At 48.2% G+C, this 19,413-nt stretch carries 16 protein-coding genes; 13 read left to right on the forward strand and 3 right to left on the reverse strand.

The window, feature by feature from the left end:
* The first annotated feature begins 75 nt into the window (after window positions 1-75).
* The 12 genes from MST20_RS11135 (at window position 76) to MST20_RS11190 (ending at window position 15,831) form a co-directional block, all read left to right on the forward strand.
* Window positions 76-1,479 carry an amino acid permease gene (locus MST20_RS11135; RefSeq protein ID WP_243942184.1) on the forward strand — a complete coding sequence of 468 codons (1,404 nt, stop codon included), beginning with the start codon at window positions 76-78 and terminating at the stop codon, window positions 1,477-1,479.
* Between the two features lie 156 nt (window positions 1,480-1,635).
* Window positions 1,636-2,700, forward strand: a complete 1,065-nt coding sequence (locus tag MST20_RS11140; RefSeq protein ID WP_243942186.1) for a FecCD family ABC transporter permease — start codon at window positions 1,636-1,638, stop codon at window positions 2,698-2,700.
* On the forward strand, window positions 2,700-3,713 hold the full coding sequence (locus MST20_RS11145; protein ID WP_243942188.1) for a FecCD family ABC transporter permease: 1,014 nt from the start codon (window positions 2,700-2,702) through the stop codon (window positions 3,711-3,713). Before MST20_RS11140 ends, MST20_RS11145 begins: the two co-directional genes overlap by 1 nt.
* A gap of 63 nt (window positions 3,714-3,776) precedes the next feature.
* Window positions 3,777-4,544, forward strand: coding sequence for an ABC transporter ATP-binding protein (locus MST20_RS11150; protein WP_243942570.1), 768 nt, complete (start codon window positions 3,777-3,779; stop codon window positions 4,542-4,544).
* A gap of 372 nt (window positions 4,545-4,916) precedes the next feature.
* A complete protein-coding gene (locus MST20_RS11155; RefSeq protein ID WP_003185174.1) occupies window positions 4,917-5,645 on the forward strand; it encodes a response regulator transcription factor in 729 nt (242 codons plus the stop codon).
* Window positions 5,642-7,399, forward strand: coding sequence for a sensor histidine kinase (locus tag MST20_RS11160; RefSeq protein ID WP_243942190.1), 1,758 nt, complete (start codon window positions 5,642-5,644; stop codon window positions 7,397-7,399). The genes MST20_RS11155 and MST20_RS11160 overlap by 4 nt, the downstream gene beginning before the upstream one ends.
* Window positions 7,400-7,570: 171 nt before the next feature.
* Window positions 7,571-8,992, forward strand: coding sequence for a glucuronate isomerase (uxaC, locus tag MST20_RS11165; protein ID WP_243942192.1), 1,422 nt, complete (start codon window positions 7,571-7,573; stop codon window positions 8,990-8,992).
* Window positions 8,993-9,033: 41 nt separating this feature from the next.
* A complete protein-coding gene (locus tag MST20_RS11170; protein ID WP_370510544.1) occupies window positions 9,034-10,416 on the forward strand; it encodes a glycoside-pentoside-hexuronide (GPH):cation symporter in 1,383 nt (460 codons plus the stop codon).
* 79 nt (window positions 10,417-10,495) lie between these two features.
* The gene (locus MST20_RS11175) at window positions 10,496-11,494 is read left to right on the forward strand and encodes a LacI family DNA-binding transcriptional regulator (RefSeq protein ID WP_145650972.1); all 999 of its coding nucleotides are present in this window, start codon (window positions 10,496-10,498) and stop codon (window positions 11,492-11,494) included.
* A gap of 58 nt (window positions 11,495-11,552) precedes the next feature.
* Window positions 11,553-13,016, forward strand: a complete 1,464-nt coding sequence (locus MST20_RS11180; RefSeq protein WP_243942195.1) for a tagaturonate reductase — start codon at window positions 11,553-11,555, stop codon at window positions 13,014-13,016.
* Window positions 13,016-14,506: a UxaA family hydrolase gene (locus tag MST20_RS11185; protein WP_243942197.1), complete on the forward strand. Its 1,491-nt coding sequence runs from the start codon at window positions 13,016-13,018 to the stop codon at window positions 14,504-14,506. Before MST20_RS11180 ends, MST20_RS11185 begins: the two co-directional genes overlap by 1 nt.
* Before the next feature lie 14 nt (window positions 14,507-14,520).
* A complete protein-coding gene (locus MST20_RS11190; RefSeq protein WP_347880864.1) occupies window positions 14,521-15,831 on the forward strand; it encodes a glycoside hydrolase family 28 protein in 1,311 nt (436 codons plus the stop codon).
* Between the two features lie 37 nt (window positions 15,832-15,868).
* Here the strand turns inward: MST20_RS11190 and MST20_RS11195 are convergent, their stop codons facing one another.
* Window positions 15,869-16,777: a LysR family transcriptional regulator gene (locus MST20_RS11195; protein ID WP_243942199.1), complete on the reverse strand. Its 909-nt coding sequence runs from the start codon at window positions 16,775-16,777 to the stop codon at window positions 15,869-15,871.
* Between the two features lie 190 nt (window positions 16,778-16,967).
* On the opposite strand from MST20_RS11195, the gene MST20_RS11200 reads away from it, so the two are divergent.
* The gene (locus MST20_RS11200; RefSeq protein ID WP_243942200.1) at window positions 16,968-17,663 is read left to right on the forward strand and encodes an MOSC domain-containing protein; all 696 of its coding nucleotides are present in this window, start codon (window positions 16,968-16,970) and stop codon (window positions 17,661-17,663) included.
* A 44-nt stretch (window positions 17,664-17,707) separates the two neighbouring features.
* On the opposite strand, the gene MST20_RS11205 is transcribed toward MST20_RS11200, so the two are convergent.
* Window positions 17,708-18,499 carry an SDR family NAD(P)-dependent oxidoreductase gene (locus MST20_RS11205; RefSeq protein ID WP_243942202.1) on the reverse strand — a complete coding sequence of 264 codons (792 nt, stop codon included), beginning with the start codon at window positions 18,497-18,499 and terminating at the stop codon, window positions 17,708-17,710.
* 98 nt (window positions 18,500-18,597) lie between these two features.
* A complete protein-coding gene (locus tag MST20_RS11210) occupies window positions 18,598-19,278 on the reverse strand; it encodes a GntR family transcriptional regulator (RefSeq protein WP_243942204.1) in 681 nt (226 codons plus the stop codon).
* Between the last annotated feature and the right edge of the window lie 135 nt (window positions 19,279-19,413).

Genomic DNA, 19,413 nt, shown 5'->3' on the forward strand with positions numbered 1-19,413 from the left:
ATGCTTTTTTTATTTTGAATGATCTCACGGTCTGGTCCGGCATATTTTTTATAAAATGCTCGGAGGTTATATCTTATGGAACAGACAAAAAAATGGGGCTTCTGGCTTCTTACCGCTTTTGTTGTCGGCAATATGGTCGGCTCAGGGATTTTTATGCTCCCCAGCACACTCGCTCAGACGGCAAGCCCGTTCGGCGTAACGGCGGCATGGCTGGTGACGGGTGCGGGGGTGCTGATGATCGCCCTTGTATTCGGTCATTTATCCATTCGCCGCCCGGATCTTAAAGCCGGTCCGCAAAGCTATGCAAGAGCTTTATTCTCAGACCCTAAAAAAGGGAATGCGGCAGGTTTTACAATGGTATGGGGGTATTGGGTGGCAAGCTGGATCAGCAACGTGGCCATCATAACAAGCCTTGCAGGCTATTTGACGACTTTCCTGCCGATCTTAACTGACGGACGCGAAGTGATTGAACTCGGCGGCCACCCCGTTACACTCGGCCAGCTCTTGACATTTATCGTGTGTACAATTTTGTTATGGGGGACGCATTTCATCTTAGTCTCCAGCATAAATGGAGCGGGCAAACTGAACTTTTTAGCGACTTTTTCCAAAGTGGTTGGGTTTGTCCTGTTTATTGTTGCAGGTTTGTTCGTTTTTCAGACGGCTTTATTCGAATCATTTTATTTTCCAATCGAATCAGAAGGCAAAAGTATTGGGCTGGGCGGACAGGTTCACAATGCGGCGATTTCAACGCTGTGGGCGTTTGTCGGCATCGAGTCTGCGGTGATCTTATCAGGGCGCGCATCATCCCAGCGCGATGTCAAACGCGCGACGATTACCGGACTGTTAATTGCGCTCGGCATTTATATGATCATCACTTTAATAACGATGGGCGTCATCCCGCACGATCAGCTCCAGGCATCAGATAAACCGTTCGTTGATGTGCTGCACGTGATCATCGGCAGCTTTGGCAGCGTGATTATGGCAGTCTTGGCAATCGTTTCTTTGTTCGGATCGATGCTCGGCTGGATTTTAATCGGTGCAGAGGTTCCTTATCAGGCGGCAAAGGCCGGTGATTTTCCTGCTTTCTTTGCGAAAACGAACAAAAAGGGAAGCCCTGTCAATTCATTGATCGTCACAAACGTGATGTCGCAGATCTTTATTTTCTCAACGGTTTCGGGAACGATCAGCGAGGCCTTTACGTTTTTGACAACGTCGGCGACGCTCGCTTACCTTGTGCCTTATCTCGTGGCGGCTGTTTTCAGCTTGAAGCTCATCCTCAAAGGGGAGACATACGGCGAACTGAAAGGTTCAAGAACAGGGGACGGCATCATCGCCTTGGCTGCTCTGGCGTATTCTTTATGGGTCATCGTTTCAGGCACGTCTGACTTGACCACCTTTATCTTGGGAATCGGGCTGTTTTTCGTCGGTCTTGCGATCTACCCTTTCGTCTACAAAAAGTTCAAAAATAATCAAGTGTGATAAAGTTCTTTGCCAGCCGGGTCTTTTAGCAGAAGATCGGCTGGCTTTTTGATTCCCGCCGAAATTTTTGATTAAAATTTCCGCTTAGGCCTGTTATACTTTAAAATGAAAATGATAATCGTTATCGGTTAAAAAGATCGAAAGGAATGGCATCGAGTGAGTTCTTACAAAAACATACATCGTATCAACAGCGCGGATGGCCCTGATGAAGAACAGAGACCGATCAGCCGTCCGCTCGGAGCTGTTTTTGTCCTGGCCGGCGGAATCATGCTGCTGCTGTTTGGCGCCGCATTATCGATTGCGCTTGGTGCGGCTGATATAAAGCTTGGAACGGTTTGGGACGCCATTTTTCATTTTGATGCGAAAAATACGGCCCATCAAATTATTCAGGAACTCAGACTGCCAAGGACGGTAAGTGCGGCTCTTGTGGGCGCCTGCCTGGCGGTTTCCGGAGCCGTGATGCAGGGGATGACGAGAAACCCTCTCGCATCGCCGGAAATTATGAGCGTCACGCACGGGTCAGCTTTTGCAATTGCTGTCGCGTTTGCTTTTTTTCCGGGTACCTCATCGGTCGGGCTGATGATCTGGTCGTTTGCCGGCGCGGGTCTTGGAGCGGGGCTCGTTTTTGCGATCGGAATGTTTTCAAAAGGCGGTCTTACGCCTGTAAAGCTGGCTTTGGCCGGTACGGCTGTCGGCACGTTTCTGAGCGCTCTTTCTACGAGCATCGCGATCCATTTTGATGTGGCGCCCGACGTCAGTTTTTGGTATGCCGGAGGTGTTGCCGGCACGAAATGGCTCAGCATTCAGTTGTTGGTTCCGGCGGCAGCGCTCGGTTTGGCCGTCGTTTTTGTCATCGCCCGTTCCATTACGGTTCTAAGCTTGGGAGAGGAGCTGGCGAAAGGGCTCGGTCAATATACGAAGACGGTTAAAGCGATCGGAATCGTGTCGGTTGTTCTGCTGACGGGTGCCGCTGTGTCCGTTGCCGGGGCGATCGGTTTTATCGGATTGATCATTCCGCATATTACCCGCTTTCTGGTCGGGGTTGATTACCGCTGGATCATTCCATGCTCAGCGGTGCTTGGCGCCGTCCTGCTGATCTATGCGGATATTGCGGCAAGGCTGGTCAACCCGCCGTTCGAAACACCTGTCGGAGCAGTCACGGCGCTTGTCGGCGTACCATTCTTTCTCTATCTGGCCCGCAGGGAAAGGAGTGGACTGTAATGCTCAAGAAAAACAACAGACGGGCGGCTGCGGTGATGCTCGTCATGGCCGTGCTGACGGTCGCCGTGTTTTTACTAAGCATGAACATGGGAGAAATCCGCATCGCCCCGCTTGATACATTGAAAACACTGTTCGGCTTCGGAACACCGCAGGATGAACTTGTATTATTTGAATTCCGTTTGCCGCGCATGATCCTCGCCATGCTGATCGGTGCGGGAGTTGCTGTCTCCGGAGCCGTCTGGCAGGGGATATCGCGGAATGACCTGGCCGATCCGGGGATATTGGGCATCAATACGGGAGCAGGTTTTGCCGTTGTGCTGTTCATCTTCTATTTTCAGGGGGATGTTGGCAATCTGCAAAAAGGATTCGTTTTTTCCCTGCCGATTTTCGCATTTTTGGGAGCCTGCTTTGCAGTCGTTTCCATCTATTTGCTGGCGTGGAAAAAAGGTTTGAATCCCATTCGCCTCGTTCTGGTCGGCATCGGAGTGAATGCGGCGTTTTCGGCGGCCATCTTAATGCTGCAGCTGAAAATGGACCCGAATGACTTTATGCAGGCGGCTGTTTGGCTGTCAGGAAATATATGGAGTTCGAACTGGAGCTTTGTCTCGGCCGTGCTGCCCTGGATTGTCGTGCTGCTTCCTTTTATCCTCTACAAAGCACGCTATTTAAACGTGCTGAATCTAGGCGATCAGCTCGCAACAGGGCTTGGAACGGCAGTTGAAAAGGAGCGGCGCACACTGCTTCTGTCGGCAGCCGCGCTGAGCGGCGCGTGTGTAGCGGCTGGAGGGAATATTACGTTTCTCGGTCTCGTGGCTCCGCATATTGCCAGAAGGCTTGTCGGGCCGAAGCATCAGCTTTTAATCCCGGCTTCCGCGTTGACAGGAGCATTGCTCTTTTTGCTGGCGGACTTAATCGGAAGAATGATACTGGCGCCTTCGGAAATTCCCGTCGGGTTAGTCATTGCCGCTTTAGGCGCGCCGTACTTTATCTATTTGCTCATGAAAACAAATTAAAGAAGGGAAGGGTGAAAGGTGTCTCTTTCAACAAACAACCTGGGGATCGGCTACGGCGAACAGATGATAGTCGAAAACTTAAACCTCCACATACCAAAAGGAAAAGTGACGACCATGATCGGTCCGAACGGGTGCGGCAAGTCAACGATATTAAAAACGATGGCGCGCATACAGCGTTCGAGAACGGGCGCCGTTTATTTAAACGGCAAAGCGATCCACCAAATGTCGACGAAAGATATAGCCAAACAGATGGCGATTCTTCCGCAGACCCCTGAGGCGCCAGGCGGTCTGACCGTATATGAGCTCGTTTCTTACGGCCGTTTTCCTCATCAAAAGGGAATGGGCAGGCTCTCGGCCGATGACCGCCGCATGGTTGAATGGTCTCTCGAAGTAACGGGAATGCTGCCTTTTTATGACCGGCCGATCGAAGCCCTTTCCGGGGGACAGCGCCAGCGCGTCTGGATTGCGATGGCTCTTGCCCAGGAAACGGAGCTCTTGCTGCTCGACGAACCGACAACCTATTTGGACTTGGCGCACCAGCTTGAAATTCTGCAACTGCTGGAAAAGCTCAACAAAGAAGAAGGCCGGACGATTTTGATGGTTATTCACGACCTCAACCATGCCGCCCGCTTTGCCCATCACATGGTGGCGCTGAACTCCGGTGCGATTGTCAAAGAGGGCGCTCCTCATGAAGTCATGACATCAGATGTATTGAAAAAGGTGTTTCAGATTGATGCTGAAATTATTTTAGACCCGCGCACAGGAAAACCGGTTTGCCTGACTTATGATCTATTGAAAAAAGAAGAGGATCAGAGGCTGGCTACCGGCTGACAGACATCAGACGATGTCTGTTCAGCGTGTCGACAAACCCTCGCATTCGTTGTCAGGCCTGCGCGTCGGTGCTCACGAATTCCAACATTCGCTCCGCTCCGATGCTCGGCCTTCCTAGACTGCAAGGGTTTTCAATCACGCTGAAGGGATGACAAAATCCCAAAACAAAAAGCCGTTTTGGGATTTTGTCAACAATCTGGACAGACATCAGACGATGTCTGTTTTTTTATTCCATGATTTCGAAAGGTAAAAAATCATTTCTAAAAAAGTTTATTTTTACTTTAAAATCAGAAAACGGGTGCCGATAAAGATATAATAGATGGTAAGATGAGGATATCAAAACACGATATAGACAGAAAGGAAAGAAGGATTTTGGAAAATGCGACAATTTTGATTGTGGATGACGAAGACGCCATTGTTCAAATGGTCAAGCGCGTCCTCACGAAGGAAGGATTTTCAGAAGTGCTGACCGCGAGCAGCGCAGAAGAAGCGCTCGACATCGTGAAAAAGGATACCGTGCACTTAATACTTCTCGATGTCATGATGCCGGGACAGACAGGATTTGACGTATCCCCTGAAATCAGGCGGCATACCAACGCTCCGATCTTCTTTTTAACGGCGAAGACATCCGACCTCGATAAACTGTCAGGTTTTGCCTACGGGGCCGATGATTATATTACAAAACCTTTTAATCCTCTGGAATTAATCGCCAGGATTAAAGCGCATTTAAAAAGAACGTATATACATAAAGAAGTCGCGGCTGCTTCGGTATCTTCAGCCTACGAATATGAACGGTTTATATTTCATCCCGATTTTGCGGAGCTGATCGTGGACGGAGAAACAGTCAGCTGCTCCGCACAGCTTCTCCAGCTTCTGCAATATTTTTGCGATCATCCGAACAGAGTGCTTTCCAAGGACCAAATTTATGAAAAAGTGTGGGGCGTTCCATCTTACGGAGACAGCAACACCGTTATGGTACATATCAGAAAACTGAGGGAGAAAATCGAAAAAGACCCGAGCAGCCCCGAATATATCGTCACGATTCGCGGTCTTGGCTATAAGTTCGTTCCCAATCCTGCAAGAAAAGAGAGCGAAGGATGAAGCTGAGAGGAAAGCTCGTTCTCCATTTTGTCAGCCAGATTTTCCTGATTCTCGGTCTTGTCCTCGCCACTCTGCTGTTATCCTTCATCTTTTTCGCTCTCCGGTTAAGCGAGAGCGAGGCGGATACAGGCTTGGCAAAAGCCACATCAGACACGTTTGAAAGCTGGGTCAGTGTGGATGACAATAACAATTGGCAGATTGAAGATATCTTGAAATCGGCGATCGACAAACAGGGAGGCTGGCTTCAAATATTAGACGGCAAGGAGAAAACCGTTTATTCCTACCGTCTTCCTCCGGAAATTCAGAGGCAGTACCACAAGGAAGACCTCGTATCAGTCTTTGACAAAAAAAGAATCAAAAAATATCAAGTCAATTTCTGGTCTGCCAATTTCAATGATGAAGACTACGTGATTTTATTCGGCTGGGAGTCGAAAAGCGATACGATCCTGTCCTATTTGGAAAAAGAAGAAAAGAATATGGCGGATCTTTCTTCCTATAAAAAAAGTACGCTTGATTTCATCAAGAAAAACAAAGGATCGGTTTATCTGTTCAGCGAAAAAGGAAAAATGTTGGACTCGGTCTATCAGGACATAGATTACAGCCAGGGAATCACAGAGCTGGAGCTTTTAAAATACGGATCAAAGCCGTGGAACTACGAGCACGAGTTTTCATACAGGCGCTTAAGCGCGACAGAATGGCTGATCGCCGCTACCCCGAACCCGATTTATAATCCGGACCACGAGTTCAATAGGACGATGATCGGGCTCGCTTTAAAAATCGTGCTGCTCGTGATCGGCGTTCTGATCGTATTGATGTCTTCCATGACGATTTGGTATTCTTTCAGGTTCGGCATGCCGATCATCCATACGATTAAATGGATCGTCAACCTTTCAAAAGGGCGATTTGAAGAGCCGAGAAATCGGAAAGGCCGCCCGCAAAGCCGGAACAAAAAAGGGAAGCGAAAACAGCCGTACCGGTTGTTCACAGAAGTGTTTGAATCGATGGAGCAGCTGACGGAAACGCTGAAAAAAGACGAGCAAAACCGCAAGAAAATCCAAACGACCCGGGAGGAATGGATCGCGGGGCTCTCCCATGATTTAAAAACGCCGCTCAGCACGATTTACGGCTACAGTATGATGCTGGAGTCTCCAAACTATGAGTGGTCAAAAGAAGAAATCCGTGAAATCGGCCAGGCGATGAAAGAAAAATCGGACTACATGTCACAGCTCATCGAAGACCTGAACTTGACGTACAGGCTGAAGAACGATGCCTTGCCGATTAAACGCCAGACAGTGAGGCTTGTACCGTTTTTAAAAAGCTTCGTTGAAGAGTTTAAACGCCATTCGTTTTCGGAAGGGTACAACGTTTCTTTTGAATATACGCAAGAAGATACCGAGTTTGCGATAGACAGAGGCTGGTTCAGAAGAGTCCTGGAAAACCTTCTCGCCAACGCCGTCAAGCATAACAAAAAAGGCACTGATATCAAGGTGATCCTTGAAGAAACCAAGCAATATATTATTCTTAAAATTCAAGACAACGGAAGAGGCATGGACTCGGAAACCGTCTCAAATTTATTTAACCGCTACTACAGAGGAACGCATACAAAAGATGCGACAGAAGGAAGCGGTCTCGGCCTTGCGATTTCTTTGGAACTTGTCCACCTTCACGACGGCTGTATCGCAGTTGACAGCCGGACAGGCCGCGGGACGGAAATTACGATGGAATTTAAGAAAAACCCTAAAGCCGCCAAATAAGCGGTATGAAAAAGAAGAAGCCAAAGGTTATTGCCTTTAGGCTTCTTTTATGTTGAGAAAATAATGGAAAAGAAGGCGAGGTTAGTATAAAATAAGATTAAATGTTAACGTTCACATTATACTGCAAATAAAAATGTTAACGTTAACACTATAAAGAAAGGTGGGGATTTTATGAAGCCGTTTTTGAATGACGATTTTCTTTTAACGAATGAAACGTCGAAAGTGTTGTACCACCAGTATGCTAAAGGGATGCCGATCATCGACTACCACTGCCACTTGAGCCCAAAGGAAATTTATGAAAACAAAACATTTAAAAACCTGACCGAAGTGTGGCTGTACGGGGATCATTACAAGTGGAGAGCAATGCGGGCCAATGGAATATCCGAAGAGTTTATTACAGGAGATGCATCAGACGAAGAGAAATTCAGCGCCTGGGCAAGAACGGTTCCGATGACGATCGGAAACCCGCTTTATCATTGGACCCATTTGGAACTGAGAAGGTTTTTCGGCATCGATGAACGGCTTGATGAAAAGAGCGCGCCGCATATTTGGGAGCGGGTGAACGAACAGCTGACCGGAGAAGGATTCGGCGCCAGAGACTTGATTGAAAAATCAAACGTTGAAACGGTTGTCACGACAGATGATCCGGCAGACAGTCTTGAATATCATGTGAAGCTGAAAGATGAAGACTTTGATGTAAGCGTTTTACCAGGATTTAGGCCAGACAAGGCGCTGGAAATCAATCAAGAAGGCTTTGCCGCCTGGGTGAGCAAACTTGAAGCAACAAGCGCTATGAAAATAGGAAATTATGACGATTTTTTGAAAGCGCTTAAAAACAGAATTGACTTTTTCCATGAAGCAGGCGGTCGTATATCGGATCATGCCATCAATCAAATGATGTACACGGAAACAGATGAAAGCGAAGTGCGCCCGATTTTTGCAAAGGTGATGAACGGAGAAGCCGCCTCGCCTGAGGAAGAGTGCAAATTTAAATCCTTTACCCTGCACTATTTGGGAACATGCTATGCGGAGAAGGGCTGGGCGATGCAGCTTCACATTAACGCCCTCCGCAACAACAGCAGCAAAATGTACCGGAAGCTCGGGCCTGATACGGGATATGATGCGATTAATGATCAGGACATCGCAAAGCCTTTGTGCAGCTTTCTTAATTCTCTTGACCGAAAAGATGCGCTGCCAAAAACGATCTTGTATTCTTTAAATCCGCGAGACAACGTCGTGATTTCAAGCCTTTGCGGAAGCTTCCAGGACGGCCGGATACCGGGGAAAATCCAGCACGGTACCGCCTGGTGGTTCAACGATACGAAAGACGGCATGCTCGAACAAATGAAATCGCTCGCCAACATCGGACTATTGAGCCGTTTTATCGGTATGCTGACTGATTCGCGCAGCTTTCTTTCCTACACAAGACACGAATATTTCAGGCGCCTGCTCTGCGATGTCATCGGCACATGGGTTGAAAACGGCGAAGCGCCGGATGATATCGAACTGCTGGGACGGATCGTCAAAGGGATCTGCTACGAAAATGCAAAACACTATTTCCAGTTTGAAGTGAAAGATCGTTTGAAAGCTTAGATTCACAAATTGGCTAGCAGAGGAGCTGCTTTTTCATGGAAATATCGACGAACAAACAAACCGAAACAGTCGCCGTCACTCAAGAGAAATTAAGTTTAAAAGAAAAGATTTCTTACGGTTTTGGAGATTTTGGGAACGGATTTATGTTTGACCTTGGACAGCTCTATCTTCTGAAGTTTTTTACGGATGTTGCCGGTATTCCGGCGGCGGCAGCCGGAGGTATTTTTCTTGTAAGCAAACTTTTTGCCGCTTTTGTCGACCCGATTGTGGGAACATCGATCGACTACAGGAAGAATATCGGCCCGAAAGGCAAATTCAGGCCGTATCTGCTATACGGAAGCTTTGTGCTCGCGATTTTGACGATATTAACCTTCATCTCGCCGAATCTGTCACCGACGGGCAAACTCATATACGCTTATGCGTCATACATGCTTTGGGGTCTCGGCTATTCCTTTGTCAACATCCCTTACGGCTCGCTCGGGGCGGCCATGACGCAAAACTCGGTGGAACGAACTTCACTTGCTTCCTTTCGACAGGCCGGCTCATTGGGCGCCCTGTTTGTGACGAGCATCGTTGTCATCCCGATGATCGTCAGGTTTGACAACCCTGCGGTTGCCTATCCGGTCGTCATGGGACTGATGTCTTTTCTCGGTGTGTTGTTTTTCTACATTTGCTATAGAAACTGCCAGGAACGGATTGTCGTAAAAGATGAGAAGTACAAACAGGAAAAAGTGACATTCAAAGCAATATCAAAGACGTTTTTTACGAATAAACCGCTCCTTACGCTTATATTCATGACCATTTTTACGATTTCAGCCTATAACCTGAAATCCGCGATGCTGATTTATTTCGCACAGTATAACCTCGGCAACGCCGAACTGATGGCCTACATGAACTTTATCATCATCGGCTCATCCTTTATCGGCGTCATCATGCTGCCGAAGCTCGTGAAGCTGTTCGGGAAAAAGCATACCGCTATTTTGGGGCTCGCGGTTTCCGTCTGTGCGGATCTGATCAATTTTTTCGTACCGGGCAATGTCTTTGTTTTTACGATTCTCGCAAGCATCGCCTTCATCGGCATCAGCATTCCGAACGGTATCACCTGGGCATTCGTATCAGACGCGATCGATTACGGCGAGTGGAGAACAGGGGAACGGAAAGAAGGAACGGTATACTCGCTGTTTAACTTTTCGAGAAAGCTGGCTCAGTCGCTCTCCGGCTTCCTGTCGGGGATCGGTCTCAGCATTATCGGCTATGTGCCGAATGCGACCCAAAAAGCGGGGACGCTGCTCGGCATTAAAGCGATACTCCTTTTGTATCCGGCAGCTGCGCTGACGGCGGCCATTCTCGTTCTCGGCTACCTGTACCGTCTGACAGATCAGAAGCACGCCGAAATGATCGCGGAAATCGAAGCGAGACCATAGCGGAATTTCACTTTCTAAAAAACGCTTTTGATATGGTAAACTGATGGTAACAACAGCAGGAAAAGGCGGGTAAAAAACAATGTCAGTAACGATTAAAGATATCGCCAGGCTGGCGAATGTATCGCACACCACAGTATCCAGAGCGCTGAACAACAGTCCGCTGATAAAAGAGAACACGAAAAAGAAAATACTCGACATCGCAGCCGAAATGAATTATAAACCGAATTTTAATGCGAAAAGCCTTGTCACGCAAAAGTCTTTTACGATCGGCCTGTTTTTAACAAGCCTGACAGACGGGACGTCTTCAAGTTTCTTTGCAGACATCCTGCGCGGCGTCAACAAGGTGATCGATGAAAACTATAATATGGTTGTCAGGGGGATTGACGATTATCATGATTTGTCATCCATTCACCGCAACCGCTATGACGGCATGATTTTAATCAGCCAAAGCGAACAGGACCAGGCTTTTATTGAGCATGTCCTCAAACAGAATATTCCGGTCGTCGTGCTGAACAGAAAAATCGAAGGGCACTCCGTCGTCAATATTTTGGCGAATGAACACGAGGGCGCTTTCCTCGCTGCTTCATACTTGATCAAAAACGGCCACAGACGGATCGCCATGGTGCAGGGGAAAGAAGGTTTTAAATCGTCTCAAGAAAGAAAAGGAGGCTTTCTTCGCGCGCTTCGCGACTCAAATCTTGACATGCCCGGCGAATACCTCGTTCAAGGTGATTATACGATGCAAAGCGGCTTTCGCGCGGCTGAAACGCTGCTGAAGCTGAAGAACCCTCCGACAGCCCTGTTTTGCGCCAATGATGATATGGCAATCGGCGCGATGAACGCCCTTTATGCAAACGGGAAACGCTGTCCTGACGATATGTCGATCATCGGCTTTGACGATAGCGGATTTTCGGCGTATACGACACCGTCATTGACGACGGTAAAAAAACCGACGGAAAAAATCAGCATGCTTGGTGCGGAAAGTCTGTTGTCACTGATCGAAAATCCGCAGGCAGAAGGCAGGCAGACGCTCATCGGCACGGAGCTGATCATTCGCAATTCAGTTAAGCATCTATAGCATCAGTTTTGATGCGCTGTAAAATGTGAACGTGTGCAAAAATGAGGAGGGAATTGAAATGGAGAGGCTGTCCAAACGGATAAGGTCTAAGCCGAGCCGTCCCGAACGGATTTTGCAAATCGGGGAAGGTAACTTTATGAGGGGGTTTATTGACTGGCAGATTCATAGATTGAATGAAGAAACCGATTTTAACGGCAGCGCCGTCGTCGTGCCTCCGCGCCGCGGTTCAGTAACGGCCTTTCAAGAGCAGGATGGGCTTTACACGCTTTATCTTGAAGGTTTCCGGGAAGGACGGGAGGTTCGCGATTCTGCTGTCATTACAACAATCAGCAGAGTCGTTAGCAGCTATGAACACTATGATGAATTTATGGAGCTGGCCGATCTGCCGGATTTGCGCTTTGTCTTTTCAAATACGACAGAGGCCGGCATCATTTATATCGAGGAAGACCGGCTGTCCGACCGTCCGCAGAAAAGCTATCCGGGGAAGCTGACTGCACTGTTATACAGACGATACCTGACTTTTCAGGGAAGCAGGGAAAAAGGTCTGGTCATCCTCCCGTGTGAGCTGCTTGAAGATAACGGGAAAAAATTGAGAGACATTGTGCTGCGCTATACGAACGAATGGGCGCTTGAACAAGGGTTCATCGATTGGCTTGAGGAGGCAAATGTGTTTTGCAATACGCTTGTGGACAGGATCGTACCGGGATTCCCGCAAGAAAATGCCCACGAGCTTGAAGAGGCGGCCGGCTATCGCGATTCCTTGATGGTGACGGCGGAGCCGTATCATTTGTTCGTGATTGAAGGGCCGAAATGGCTTCCAGACGAGCTTCCGCTTCACGAGGCCGGTCTGAATGTCGAGTTTGTCAAAGATGTGACACCGTACAGGGTGAGAAAAGTGAGAATCTTAAACGGCGCCCATACCGCGATGACGCCGGTCGCTTATTTGGCAGGCCTTGAGACGGTTCGTGAAGCGGCTGAAGACGAGCTTATCGGATCATTTGTGAAAGAGCTGATTCAGCGGGAAGTGCTCGAGACGATCGATATGCCCGGCAGCGAGCTTGACGCCTATGCGGAAGAGATTCTCGACCGCTTTAAAAACCCGTTTATCCGTCACAAGCTGATCGATATTTCCTTAAATTCTTTTGCAAAATTCAAAGTCAGAAATTTGCCCGTCTTAATGGAATATGCGGAACGAACTGGCAAACTTCCGGCTCGAACCGTATTTGCTTTAAGCGCTTTAATTTATTTTTACCAAGGAAAACGGGAAGATGAGGCGATTCCGCTGTCTGACGACGATGAGGTGCTGGCTTTTCTCAAACGGCTCTGGACAGAAGAGACAGACGTTTCAAACATCGCGTTCCATGTTCTCGGGTGTGAAAAAGTATGGGGGCAAAACCTGAACGACATTTCCGGGTTGACGGACAAGACGGCCGAATATTTAAGGGACATGAAACAAACGGGAATGAGAAAGGCGCTGAAAAAAATGATGATCAGCCAAATGGCTGAGCTGGGGGACATGTGATGAAAGACTGCTTGATGATCAATCCTCAAGATAATGTCGGCATTGCGTTAAGAGAATTGCAGACCGGGGAAACGGTCACTGCAGGAGAACGGACCATCGTGATCAAGGAAACGATTTTGAAAGGCCATAAGTTTGCTTTAAAAGACATCGCTGAAAATGAAGACGTCATCAAATACGGCTTTCCGATCGGGCACGCCACTGACATGATTCAGACGGGGGAGTGGGTCCATACAAAAAATGTGAAAACGAATTTGGGCGGTGTCGAAGAATACAGCTACAAGCCGAAATTTACGGAAAACCGCTATCAAAAAGAACCGCTCACATTTAAAGGCTTTAAACGAAAAGACGGAAAAACGGGAATCAGAAACGAGCTATGGATCGTGCCGACCGTCGGCTGTGTGAATGGCATTGCAGAGCTGATCATCAAAGAATTTAAAGCTGAGGTCGGCTCTATCGCCCCTTTTGAAAGCGTTCACGTATTAAAGCACCAGTACGGCTGTTCACAGCTTGGCGATGATCATATCAACACGAGAACGATTTTGGCGAATGCCGTCAAACACCCGAATGCAGGCGGTGTCCTTGTGCTGGGACTCGGCTGTGAAAACAACAGCATCCATGAATTCCGCGAAGCGCTCGGCGATTATGATCACAGCCGGGTTAAGTTCCTGCTTTCCCAAGAAGTATCAGACGAAGTCACGGAAGGCGTCAAACTGTTAAAAGAAATTTATGAGCATGCAAAAGGTGACCGGCGTGAAGATGTTCCGCTTTCTGAACTGAAAATCGGTTTGAAGTGCGGCGGATCTGATGGATTTTCCGGCATTACCGCGAATCCGCTGCTCGGCCGGCTCTCCGATTTTCTGATCGCCCAAGGGGGAACGGCGGTTTTGACAGAAGTGCCTGAAATGTTTGGAGCGGAAACGCTTTTGATGGAACGGGCTGAAAATGAGGAAGTGTTTCATAAAATCGTCCGCTTAATCAACGATTTTAAACAGTACTTTATCGATCACAGGCAGCCCGTCTATGAAAACCCGTCTCCGGGCAACAAAGCGGGCGGCATTACAACATTGGAAGATAAGTCGCTCGGTTGCACGCAGAAAGCCGGCACTTCAAAGGTGACGGATGTTCTGGAGTACGGGGACGTTTTGAAAAAGAACGGGTTGAACCTGCTGAGCGCTCCGGGAAATGACCTTGTTGCATCATCCGCACTGGCCGCTGCAGGGTGTCAAATCGTTTTATTTACGACAGGGCGGGGCACGCCTTTTGGTACGTTTGTGCCGACGATGAAAATGTCGACAAATACAGCGATTTATGAGGCGAAACGCCATTGGATCGATTTTAATGCGGGAAGGCTGCTCGAAGACCGGTCAGAAGATGACGTTTTGAAGGAGCTGACAGCATATTTGATCGAAGTCGCGGGCGGCAGGCAGCTGAACAATGAGATAAACGATTTCAGGGAGCTTGCGATATTTAAAACAGGCGTCACATTGTAAAGGGGGACGGTATCGTGAGTCTGCAGAAAATAAAAGACGAGATTATAAAGAAGATGAAGGTTCCGGTATTTCCTAATCGCTCATTTAATGTTACAGCGTTTGGGGCTGACGAAAGCGGAAAAAAGGATGCGACGGGAGCGATACAGAAGGCGATTGATCAAGCCAGCCAAGCCGGCGGCGGAAGAGTAGCGGTTCCTGAAGGCGTATTTCTTTCCGGTGCACTCAGACTGAAAAGCAATGTGGAGCTTCATCTTGCACAAGGAGCGGTGATCAAATTCAGTCAGAACCCGGAAGATTATCTTCCCGTTGTGCTGACGAGGTTCGAAGGCGTCGAGCTCTATAATTATTCACCGCTCATCTACGCTTACGAAGCCGAAAATATTGCGATAACCGGAAAGGGCACACTTGACGGCCAAGGAGATGACGAGCATTGGTGGCCGTGGAAAAGGGGAACGAACGGCCAGCCTTCACAGGAAAAAGACCGGAATGCTTTGTTTGAAATGGCTGAGCGCGGTGTCCCGGTCACTGAGCGGCAGTTTGGAAAAGGGCATTATTTGCGGCCGAATTTTATTCAGCCGTATCGCTGCAAAGATATTTTGATTCAAGGTGTCACCGTGCTGAATTCGCCGATGTGGCAAGTTCATCCCGTGCTTTGCGAGAATGTGACAGTGGACGGCATCAAGGTCATCGGACACGGTCCGAATACCGACGGAGTCAACCCGGAATCGTGCAAAAACGTGGTGATCAAGGGCTGCCATTTTGATAATGGAGACGACTGTATTGCCGTCAAATCGGGAAGAAACGCCGACGGCCGAAGGATCAACATGCCATCGGAGAACATTGTCATTGAATATAACGAAATGAAAGACGGGCATGGAGGGGTCACGATCGGAAGCGAAATTTCCGGCGGCGTGAAGAATGTCATCGCCGAGGGAAACGTCATGGACAGCCCGAACTTGGACAGAGCCCTCCGCATTAAAACGAATTCGGTGCGCGGCGGCGTTCTTGAAAACATCTACTTTCACAAAAATACGGTCAAAAGCTTGAAGCGCGAGGTGATCGCCATCGATATGGAATATGAAGAAGGGGACGCCGGAGATTTCAAGCCCGTCGTCCGCAACGTTGATGTTAAGCAGCTGAAAAGCATGGGCGGACAATACGGGATCAGGGTGCTGGCGTACGATCATTCTCCAGTCACCGGTCTGAAAGTGGCCGATTCCGAGATCGACGGCGTCGATATTCCGATGGAACTGAAACATGTGAAAGACCCTGTTTTTTCGAATCTGTATATTAACGGAAAACGCTATGATTCACACGAAGTCTAAACAGAAATCCTCTGCAGACATGCAGAGGATCTTTCTTTTAACGCGGCGGCGCTTCAGCAGTTTCGTTTTTGACCGAGGAAATTAGCAGTTCCATAAACACCCGGCTTGCAGCGCACATATGCTTGTTTTTGCGGTAAACGATGCTGATCTCCGTCGTCAAATCCGGCATTTGAATCGGAATCGTCTGAATGGATTTATTTCCAATATCATCAAGATAGCCTTTCGGCAAAATGGTGGCGCCAATGCCTTTACCAACCATGTTCATGATCGATTCCATCGTTGTCATTTCCATGACCGGCCGAGGCTCGAATCCAAACGTGCGGCACTTTTCGTTGATCAGCTGCCGCAAAAAATACGTCTCAGGCAGCAAAATAGATGGAATCTCCCTTAACACGTCAAGCGTGACAAACTGCCGGTTTGCAACCGGATTGTCGACAGGCACTGCGAGGGCGAGCTGCTGGGTAAGGAATGGAACGGTTTCCAGATCACTGTGTTCCACCCGCTGGGCTACAATGCCCAAGTCGAGCTCATTTTGCAGCAGCCGATCGTAAATATCCCCGGTTCTCAGCCCTAAAACAGACAACTCAATATTGGGGTAGCTGCGGTGAAATTCGATCACGGTCCGGGGAAGCAAATAATTAACCACGGTCAAAAGCGCCCCGATTTTTAGCGTTCCCCTCTTTAAACCTTGGAGCTCGCTGATTGCGTCTTGCGCCTGTGACAGTTCATGAAAGATATTGTAACAGTGCTGAAGCAGAATCTTTCCCGCTTCCGTCATCACGGTGCGTTTGCCTGAACGGTTAAACAAAGGCGTTCCGATTTCGTGTTCAAGCAAACGGATTTGCTGGCTCAGCGAGGGCTGAGCAATATTCAGTTTTTCGGCAGCACGGGTAAAATGAAGTTCCCGGCACAATACCATGAAGTATTCCAATTGCTTTAGCTCCAATGCTCTTCCTCCTCTCCATCATAAAAAAACAGACGAATTTCCATGATAGGTTTACCCTATTGTTTTTATAATAACGATTGAATGGCTTTATGATAAGAGGTCGATTATACTTAAATCTCAAAAGGGATGTGCAACGCTGCTGTTTGGCCGCTGCCGTCTGCAGGACATTTGAATGTAAGAGGTGATATGAATGGAATATGCCGATATCCTTTCGATCAATGTGGGGAAGCCAGAGGCAATTCAGTTTCAAAATAAAGCTGTGTCTACCGGAATATACAAGAAGCCGGCAAGCGGCCCCATCTTCCTGTCATCTACTAATTTCGCGGGGGACGGACAGGGGGATCTCGTTCATCATGGTGGCGCGGAAAAAGCAGTGTGCGTCTATCCGTATGAACATTATCTCTTTTGGGAAAAGGAACTGCAAAGAAAGCTGGAATACGGAGCATTTGGCGAAAATTTAACGATCAAGGGTCTGCTGGAGGATAACGTTCATATCGGCGATATCTTTCAGCTGGGTGAAGCTGTTGTACAGGTGAGCCAGCCGAGGCAGCCTTGCTATAAACTAACCGTAAGGTACGGTGTACCCGAGATGATACTGAAGGTACAGGACACCGGATTTACGGGTTTTTATTTTCGCGTACTGAAAGAAGGGTTCGTCTGTAAGGATCGTGGTCTGAAACGAATCTCACGCCACCCTAAAGGCATCACGATTTCTTACGCAAATCGCATCAAGCATCATGAAAAGAACAATATTGAGGGGATCAAAAAACTTCTCGAGGTGGAGGAACTGTCGGCAAATTGGCGGGCATCATGTTTAAAACGGCTGAACGGTTTTGAGCCGGATGACCGCGAAAGGCTGACGGGAGGTCTGAAGCAGAGACCTTAATCCAAAAGGAAAAAAATCCTCTGCCGATCGGCAGAGGATACCTGTTAAATGGAGCGGATAATTCCGCCTTCCACTCTTTGAGCGGCACCGTTGATGGCCGCAGCTTTTTCGGAAGAGAGATAGACGATCGTACTCGCCACTTCTTCCGGTTTTGCATAGCGCTGAATCAAAGAAGTCGGCTCATTCACTTTGAAATAGTCTTTGACAAAAGTGTCTAAATCGGTTTTCTCCTGAGCGGCGGCTCCCTCCATATAATTGGCGACGCCTTCCGTCCATGTAGGTCCGGGAAGGACGGAGTTGACCGTCACATTTGTCCCTTTCGTCATTTCGGCCAAACCTCTTGATAAACTAATCAGAGCGGTTTTCGTCACCGAATAAGGGATCATCTGCGGAAGCGGTTTGATGCCGGCTTCGCTTGCCAAATTGAGAATCCTCCCCTTATTCCGCTTCAGCATGGCCGGCAGAAACGCGCGGCAAAGCCTGACTGCGCTTAAAACGTTTACTTCAAAATAGTTGAGCCACTCTTCGTCTGTCACCTCTGTGAAATCCTTCACTTCAAAGAAGCCCATATTATTGACGAGGACATCAAGCTCCCCGATTTTAGCGGTTTTTTCGACCAATGCCCTGCTTTCTTCAGGATCGGATAAATCAGCGGCAATGCCGTGAACGTTTCCGTGCCGGGAAAGTTCTTCAACGACTGACTGGACTTTTTCTTCTGTCCGTCCGTTCACGATGACTTCGGACCCTTCCGCCAAAAAGGCTTCCGCCGTTGCTTTTCCAATACCTGCAGTAGAACCTGTCACGAGTACGAGTTTGTCTTTCAGCTGTAAATCCATATGCCATCAATCCTTGTTTTAAGAGTTAAGATGAAAAAAACATCTAATGAACAGTATATCGCAGCTGGATACCTCGGTCGAAAATCGTGCTTGACGTTTTATTGTTCCTTGTCTTTTAAAATCTTATGAATATCTTCCATCGGACGGAGCCAATTCTTTTTCATCACTTCAGCCGCCAATTTCGGATCGTTTTTTTCAAAAGCGGCGATGATTTCCCAATGCTCGGCGGCAGACTGCAGTTTCGGAGCAGACGGCCGATTGAAAAACACATACTTCATCCGTCTGACATGAAGCTGCAGAACGGCGGAAAACTGAAGAACATACGGGTTTTTAGCCGCTTCTGTAATCAAATGGTGGAACTGTTCGTCCAGTTCGGCTGCATCGTGGTTCCGCTCCTCTTTAAAAGCGGCTTCGTATTGAGCCGCGAGTTTTTTGAGCTCGGCGATCTCTTCTTCAGTCAAAAGCGGAGCGGCCAGTTCTGCCGCCAGAGCCTGAAGATGTGCGAGCGGAGGATAGACGGCCAGCGCATCATCGGGATGAATGAGCGTGATCTTTGTTTCTTTTCCCGGCTTCATTTCCACAAAACCTTGAGATTCCAGAAGCTGGAGCGCTTCTCTGACCGGTGTGCGGCTGACGCCGAGCGCTTCGGCCAGATCGGCGTCCGTGACTTTTTCACCAGGTTCAAGAGTTCCGTCAACAATCCAGCGCTGCAATTGATGAAACGCTTTTTCCTTTGCTGAAAGTCTGACCTGCGGCGTATAGTTTTTCGGTATCGGCATAAAATCACCCTTTCTCTATATGCAATATATCGTAAATACTTTAGCAAAAACAACGTTTTTTCAGTTGGAAATCTCCTTTTCAGAATCTCATATACAGACCTGTGTCGATTATAGTATAATAATTCCGAAATTAGG

Source organism: Bacillus sp. B19-2 (genome assembly GCF_022832475.1).
Taxonomy (GTDB): domain Bacteria; phylum Bacillota; class Bacilli; order Bacillales; family Bacillaceae; genus Bacillus; species Bacillus paralicheniformis.

Bases quoted from the DNA above. Each gene is read 5' to 3' on its own strand.
- MST20_RS11135 (WP_243942184.1), top strand. From the start codon at position 76: ATGGAACAGACAAAAAAATGGGGCTTCTGGCTTCTTACCGCTTTTGTT.
- MST20_RS11145 (WP_243942188.1), top strand. From the start codon at position 2,700: ATGCTCAAGAAAAACAACAGACGGGCGGCTGCGGTGATGCTCGTCATG.
- MST20_RS11150 (WP_243942570.1), top strand. From the start codon at position 3,777: ATGATAGTCGAAAACTTAAACCTCCACATACCAAAAGGAAAAGTGACG.
- MST20_RS11160 (WP_243942190.1), top strand. From the start codon at position 5,642: ATGAAGCTGAGAGGAAAGCTCGTTCTCCATTTTGTCAGCCAGATTTTC.
- uxaC (WP_243942192.1), top strand. From the start codon at position 7,571: ATGAAGCCGTTTTTGAATGACGATTTTCTTTTAACGAATGAAACGTCG.
- MST20_RS11175 (WP_145650972.1), top strand. From the start codon at position 10,496: ATGTCAGTAACGATTAAAGATATCGCCAGGCTGGCGAATGTATCGCAC.
- MST20_RS11180 (WP_243942195.1), top strand. From the start codon at position 11,553: ATGGAGAGGCTGTCCAAACGGATAAGGTCTAAGCCGAGCCGTCCCGAA.
- MST20_RS11185 (WP_243942197.1), top strand. From the start codon at position 13,016: ATGAAAGACTGCTTGATGATCAATCCTCAAGATAATGTCGGCATTGCG.
- MST20_RS11200 (WP_243942200.1), top strand. From the start codon at position 16,968: ATGGAATATGCCGATATCCTTTCGATCAATGTGGGGAAGCCAGAGGCA.
- MST20_RS11205 (WP_243942202.1), bottom strand. From the start codon at position 18,499: ATGGATTTACAGCTGAAAGACAAACTCGTACTCGTGACAGGTTCTACT.
- MST20_RS11210 (WP_243942204.1), bottom strand. From the start codon at position 19,278: ATGCCGATACCGAAAAACTATACGCCGCAGGTCAGACTTTCAGCAAAG.